General features: G+C 67.8%; 6 protein-coding genes and 1 other RNA gene. 6 read left to right on the top strand and 1 reads right to left on the bottom strand.

The genetic code is table 11. The annotated features are described in order from the left end of the window. Positions 1-223, top strand: a 223-nt coding sequence (locus ACWGI8_RS39880) for an LPXTG cell wall anchor domain-containing protein (RefSeq protein WP_453668339.1), incomplete at its 5' end; no start/stop codon positions are given. Positions 224-329: 106 nt separating this feature from the next. Here the strand turns inward: ACWGI8_RS39880 and ACWGI8_RS39875 are convergent. Further along, positions 330-521, bottom strand: coding sequence for a hypothetical protein (locus ACWGI8_RS39875; protein ID WP_453668338.1), 192 nt, complete (start codon positions 519-521; stop codon positions 330-332). A 293-nt stretch (positions 522-814) separates the two neighbouring features. Between ACWGI8_RS39875 and ftsE the strand changes: the two genes are divergently transcribed. From ftsE to ssrA, 5 genes are all read left to right on the top strand, one after another. Then, positions 815-1504: a cell division ATP-binding protein FtsE gene (ftsE, locus tag ACWGI8_RS39870; protein ID WP_242337182.1), complete on the top strand. Its 690-nt coding sequence runs from the start codon at positions 815-817 to the stop codon at positions 1502-1504. An 18-nt stretch (positions 1505-1522) separates the two neighbouring features. Then, a complete protein-coding gene (ftsX, locus tag ACWGI8_RS39865; protein WP_453668337.1) occupies positions 1523-2449 on the top strand; it encodes a permease-like cell division protein FtsX in 927 nt (308 codons plus the stop codon). 67 nt (positions 2450-2516) lie between these two features. Next, positions 2517-3695, top strand: a complete 1179-nt coding sequence (locus tag ACWGI8_RS39860; protein WP_453668336.1) for a S41 family peptidase — start codon at positions 2517-2519, stop codon at positions 3693-3695. An 18-nt stretch (positions 3696-3713) separates the two neighbouring features. Further along, positions 3714-4193 carry an SsrA-binding protein SmpB gene (gene smpB, locus ACWGI8_RS39855; RefSeq protein ID WP_453668335.1) on the top strand — a complete coding sequence of 160 codons (480 nt, stop codon included), beginning with the start codon at positions 3714-3716 and terminating at the stop codon, positions 4191-4193. 108 nt (positions 4194-4301) lie between these two features. Continuing rightward, positions 4302-4671, top strand: a transfer-messenger RNA (tmRNA) gene (gene ssrA / locus ACWGI8_RS39850). Positions 4672-4734 lie beyond the last annotated feature (63 nt).

Raw genomic sequence — 4734 nt, 5'->3', positions numbered from 1 at the left:
CACCTGCACCGTCGACCTCGACGGTGCCGAGTGCGCCGACAACACCGACACGGACAACGCCGGCTCGAAGCCGGTCGAGCAGGGCAAGGCCAAGGAGGAGCTGGCGGAGACCGGCGCCGCCGAGACCACGTTCCTGCTGGTCGGTGCCGCGACGATGATCGCCGGTGGCATCGGGTTCCGGATGCTGCCGCGTCTCGTCGGCGGCGGCCGCGCCGCCGTGTGAGCAGACGGTAGCAGTACGTAACAAGGGCCCGGGGTTGCCATTGGCGCCCCGGGCCCTTGTGCGTCCCTGTAGGCCCTGTGGGCCCTGTACCGCCCCTGTGGGGGAGCTATGCGGTCTGGTGGGCCAGCAGCGCCACCGCGGCCACCAGGACCGCCAGCAGCGCCAGCAGCGCCGCAGGGCTCAGGCCCGCCAGGGGGCCTTCCTGCTGCAGGCGCTCTCGGTTGGCCCGGCAGACGGGGCACCGGCCCTCCGCGACAGGCGCCGCGCAGTTGGCGCACACCAGTCGGTCATAGGTCATGCGCTCTCCTCCTCCCGCGCGGCGGAGCCGCCGCAGAGTCCGCTCTCCCGGCGTTCCTTGGTGTTGCTCTGCGTTCTTCTCCGCGCAACGCTCCGGGAAACGCATCCGTTCCCGTACCACTGTGCCAGCTCCCGCGCGTTTCGGCGCGCCCCGCCGGATTACACCCGTTCCGTAAGGCTTCCGGGAGGATCCTCGGAACGGACAAAACGCGCAACTCCGTACGGTGACTACGCCCGACATCCCCAGTCGCGTAATGTCACGCACACCTACTCCCGGCCGACCGTGGTGCACCCGTGATCCGATTCGACAACGTCTCCAAGAGCTATCCCAAGCAGAACCGCCCCGCCCTGCGCGACGTCTCCCTGGAGATCGAGAAGGGGGAGTTCGTCTTCCTCGTGGGCTCGTCCGGTTCCGGAAAGTCGACCTTCCTGCGGCTGATCCTGCGCGAGGAGCGCGCCAGCCACGGCATGGTGCATGTCCTGGGCAAGGACCTCGCGCGACTGTCCAACTGGAAGGTCCCGCACATGCGCCGCCAGCTCGGCACCGTCTTCCAGGACTTCCGCCTGCTGCCGAACAAGACCGTCGCGGAGAACGTGGCGTTCGCGCAGGAGGTCATCGGCAAGCCGCGCGGCGAGATCCGCAAGGCGGTGCCGCAGGTCCTCGACCTCGTCGGTCTCGGCGGCAAGGAGGACCGTATGCCCGGCGAGCTCTCCGGTGGTGAGCAGCAGCGTGTCGCCATCGCGCGGGCGTTCGTCAACCGCCCGATGCTGCTGATCGCGGACGAGCCGACCGGCAACCTCGACCCGCAGACCTCCGTAGGCATCATGAAGCTGCTCGACCGGATCAACAGGACCGGTACGACCGTGGTCATGGCGACCCACGACCAGAACATCGTGGACCAGATGCGCAAGCGCGTGATCGAACTCGAGCAAGGCCGTCTCGTACGCGACCAGGCGCGCGGCGTCTACGGCTACCAGCACTGAAAGGCTGAACGACTCCCCATGCGCGCCCAGTTCGTACTGTCGGAGATCGGCGTCGGTCTCCGCCGTAATCTGACGATGACCTTCGCCGTCATCGTCTCCGTGGCCCTGTCGCTCGCTCTCTTCGGCGGTGCGCTGCTCATGCGTGAGCAGGTCAGCACGATGAAGGACTTCTGGTACGACAAGGTCAACGTCTCGATCTTCCTCTGCAACAAGAACGACGCGGAGTCCGGTGTCGGTACTGCCAAGTGCCAGAAGGGCGCGGTCACTGCTCAGCAGAAGGAGCAGATCGAGACCGACCTGAAGAAGATGGACATCGTCGAGACCATCCATCACGAGACGGCCGACGAGGCGTACAAGCACTACCGGGAGCAGTACGGCGACACTCCGATCGCCGCCACCATCACCCCGGACCAGATGCAGGAATCGTTCCGGGTCAAGCTCAAGGACCCGGAGAAGTACAAGGTGGTTGCCACCGCCTTCGCCGGCCGGGACGGTGTGCAGTCCGTCCAGGACCAGCGCAACATCCTGCAGAACCTGTTCGACCTGATGAACGGCATGAACGTCGCGGCGCTGTTCGTGATGGGGCTGATGCTGGTCATTGCGCTGATGCTGATCGTCAACACGGTGCGTGTCTCGGCGTTCAGCCGTCGGCGTGAGACCGGAATCATGCGGCTCGTCGGCGCGTCCAGCTTCTACATCCAGATGCCGTTCATCATGGAGGCCGCCTTCGCGGGGCTGCTCGGCGGTGCGGTGGCCTGTGTGATGCTGCTCGTCGGCCGGTACTTCCTGATCGACAGCGGTCTGGCGCTCTCCGAGAAGATGGAACTGGTCAACTTCATCGGCTGGGACGCCGTGATCACCAAGCTTCCGCTGGTGCTCGCGATCGGTCTGCTGATGCCCGCCATGGCCGCATTTATCGCTTTGCGCAAGTACCTGAAGGTGTGACAAGCGCCCTGGGCGCTGTACGGTCAACCGCCGTACGGCGCCCTTCGCTTGTCCTAGAGTGGTCGCCATGCCGGGCCCCGAATCACCCATGATGCCCCGTGGATTCCGCCGCGGGGCGGCCCTGACATTGGTCTTCGCGAGCGTCCTCGCCACTGCCGCGGCCACCGATCTGCTGCCCCGCGGGGGCGACGAACTGCCCCCGCCCCGCGCCGGTGCGGCCGCCGCGACCGTCGACCGGGACGAGGTCGCCCGTGCCGCCGCCGAGGCCATAGCCGACGGCAAGTCCGGCGCCAAGGCGGCCGAGGACGTCGTCAGCCGCAGCGGCGACCGCTGGGGCGCGGTGTACGACAAGGGTGAGTACGAGGAGTTCGCGCGGGCGCTCGACGGTGCGTACACGGGCGTCGGGCTGTGGGCCAGGCGCGGCACCGACGGGCGGGTCGAGGTGGCCCGCGTGCAGCGCGGCGGGCCCGCCGACAGGGCCGGGATCAGGACCGGCGACCAGCTGCGGACGATCGACGGTGCCGCCATAGACGGACGCCCGGTCAGCGAGGTCGTCGCCCTGCTGCGCGGGGACGGCAAGGCCGCCCGGGCCGGCTCGTCCGTGGTGCTGGGCCTCCAGCGCGGCGAGCGCGCCTGGACCGAGACCCTGCGCAGGGCCAGGCTCGCCACCGAGGCCGTCACCGTCCGGCGAATCGGCGGCGGCACAGCCGACGCCGTGATGATCAAGGTGGCGGCCTTCACCAAGGGCACCGGCGAACGGGTGCGGGAAGCCGTCAGGGATGCCCCCGCGGGCGCCGGCGTCCTGCTCGACCTGCGCGGCAACAGCGGCGGCCTGGTCTCCGAAGCCGTGACCGCCGCCTCCGCCTTCCTGGACGGCGGCCTGGTCGCCACGTACGAGGTGCGCGGCGAGCAGAAGGCCCTGTACGCCGTGCCGGGAGGGGACACCGAGCGGCCTGTCGTCGCCCTCGTCGACGGCGGCACGATGAGCGCCGCCGAACTGGTCACGGGAGCCCTCCAGGACCGTGGCCGCGCGGTCACCGTGGGTTCGCGCACCTTCGGCAAGGGCTCGGTCCAGATGCCGGAGCGGCTGCCCGACGGGTCCGTGGCCGAGCTCACCGTCGGTCACTACCGCACGCCGGCGGGTCATGACGTCGACGGCCGGGGCATCACGCCGGACCTCGCGGTCGGCGAGCGGGCCGAGGAACGGGCCCAGACAGTATTGAGTGGCCTCGGCACCGGCTCGTAGTGCGAAAATGACCGCACTATGGCTAAGGAAAAAGGGCGCAAGCTGATCGCGCAGAACAAGAAGGCGCGGCACGACTACCACATCCTCGACACCTACGAGTGCGGTCTCGTGCTGATGGGGACCGAGGTGAAGTCGCTGCGCCAGGGTCGGGCCTCGCTCGTGGACGGGTTCGTCCAGATCGACGGGCACGAGGCGTGGCTGCACAACGTGCACGTGCCGGAGTACAGCCAGGGCACGTGGACCAACCACAGCGCCCGGCGCAAGCGGAAGCTGCTCATGCACCGGGCGGAGATCGACAAGCTGGAGGCCAAGTCCCAGGAGACGGGCCACACCATCGTGCCGCTCGTCCTGTACTTCAAGGACGGCCGCGCGAAGGTCGAGATCGCGCTCGCCAAGGGCAAGAAGGAGTACGACAAGCGGCAGACCCTGCGGGAGAAGCAGGACCGGCGCGAGACGGACCGGGCGATCTCGGCGGCACGGCGCCGTCAGCGCGCCTGACCGTCGCCTGACCTCCCCTGTCGCGGGGAATAGGCTGGCACCCTCGTGCGTTGGTCACGTACGATGGCAAGTGCCCTCCCAGAGGGGGCACGCTTGTTAACTCAACATGGGGATGATCGGTTTCGACAGCGGATGTCGAAGCAGGGGAAGCGTGTCGAGGAAGCGGCAATGATCTCGTAAACCATATGTCGCAACCAATAATCGCCAACACCAAGCGCGATTCCTTCGCCCTCGCTGCCTAAGTAGCGACTTGCGAAGTGTCAGCCCGGGGCTGTTCCCGACCCGGATCCTGGCATCAGCTAGGGAACTAAACCTCTAAGCCCGGTCACGGGGCCTGGAGGGAAATCAAACAGTGGCTGAGCCCGTCGGAGACTTGTTCGCGTGATCTCCGGGGCCGAGAAAATCGCAGCGAACTGCACACGGAGAAGCCCTGATTCTGCACCGTTGGACGCGGGTTCGATTCCCGCCATCTCCACAAACGGAGGAAGTCCGTGGGTGTGCCCACGGACCCCCGCACCCCATGTGGGCGAAGGCCCGGCAG

Source organism: Streptomyces sp. NPDC054841, assembly GCF_053611045.1.
Note: the sequence above shows the minus strand (reverse complement) of the source record. Positions and strands in the feature narration are given on the sequence as shown.

Coding starts and splice junctions, on each gene's coding strand:
- ftsX (WP_453668337.1), top strand. CDS start 1,523: ATGCGCGCCCAGTTCGTACTGTCGGAGATCGGCGTCGGTCTCCGCCGT.
- smpB (WP_453668335.1), top strand. CDS start 3,714: ATGGCTAAGGAAAAAGGGCGCAAGCTGATCGCGCAGAACAAGAAGGCG.
- ACWGI8_RS39875 (WP_453668338.1), bottom strand. CDS start 521: ATGACCTATGACCGACTGGTGTGCGCCAACTGCGCGGCGCCTGTCGCG.
- ACWGI8_RS39860 (WP_453668336.1), top strand. CDS start 2,517: ATGCCGGGCCCCGAATCACCCATGATGCCCCGTGGATTCCGCCGCGGG.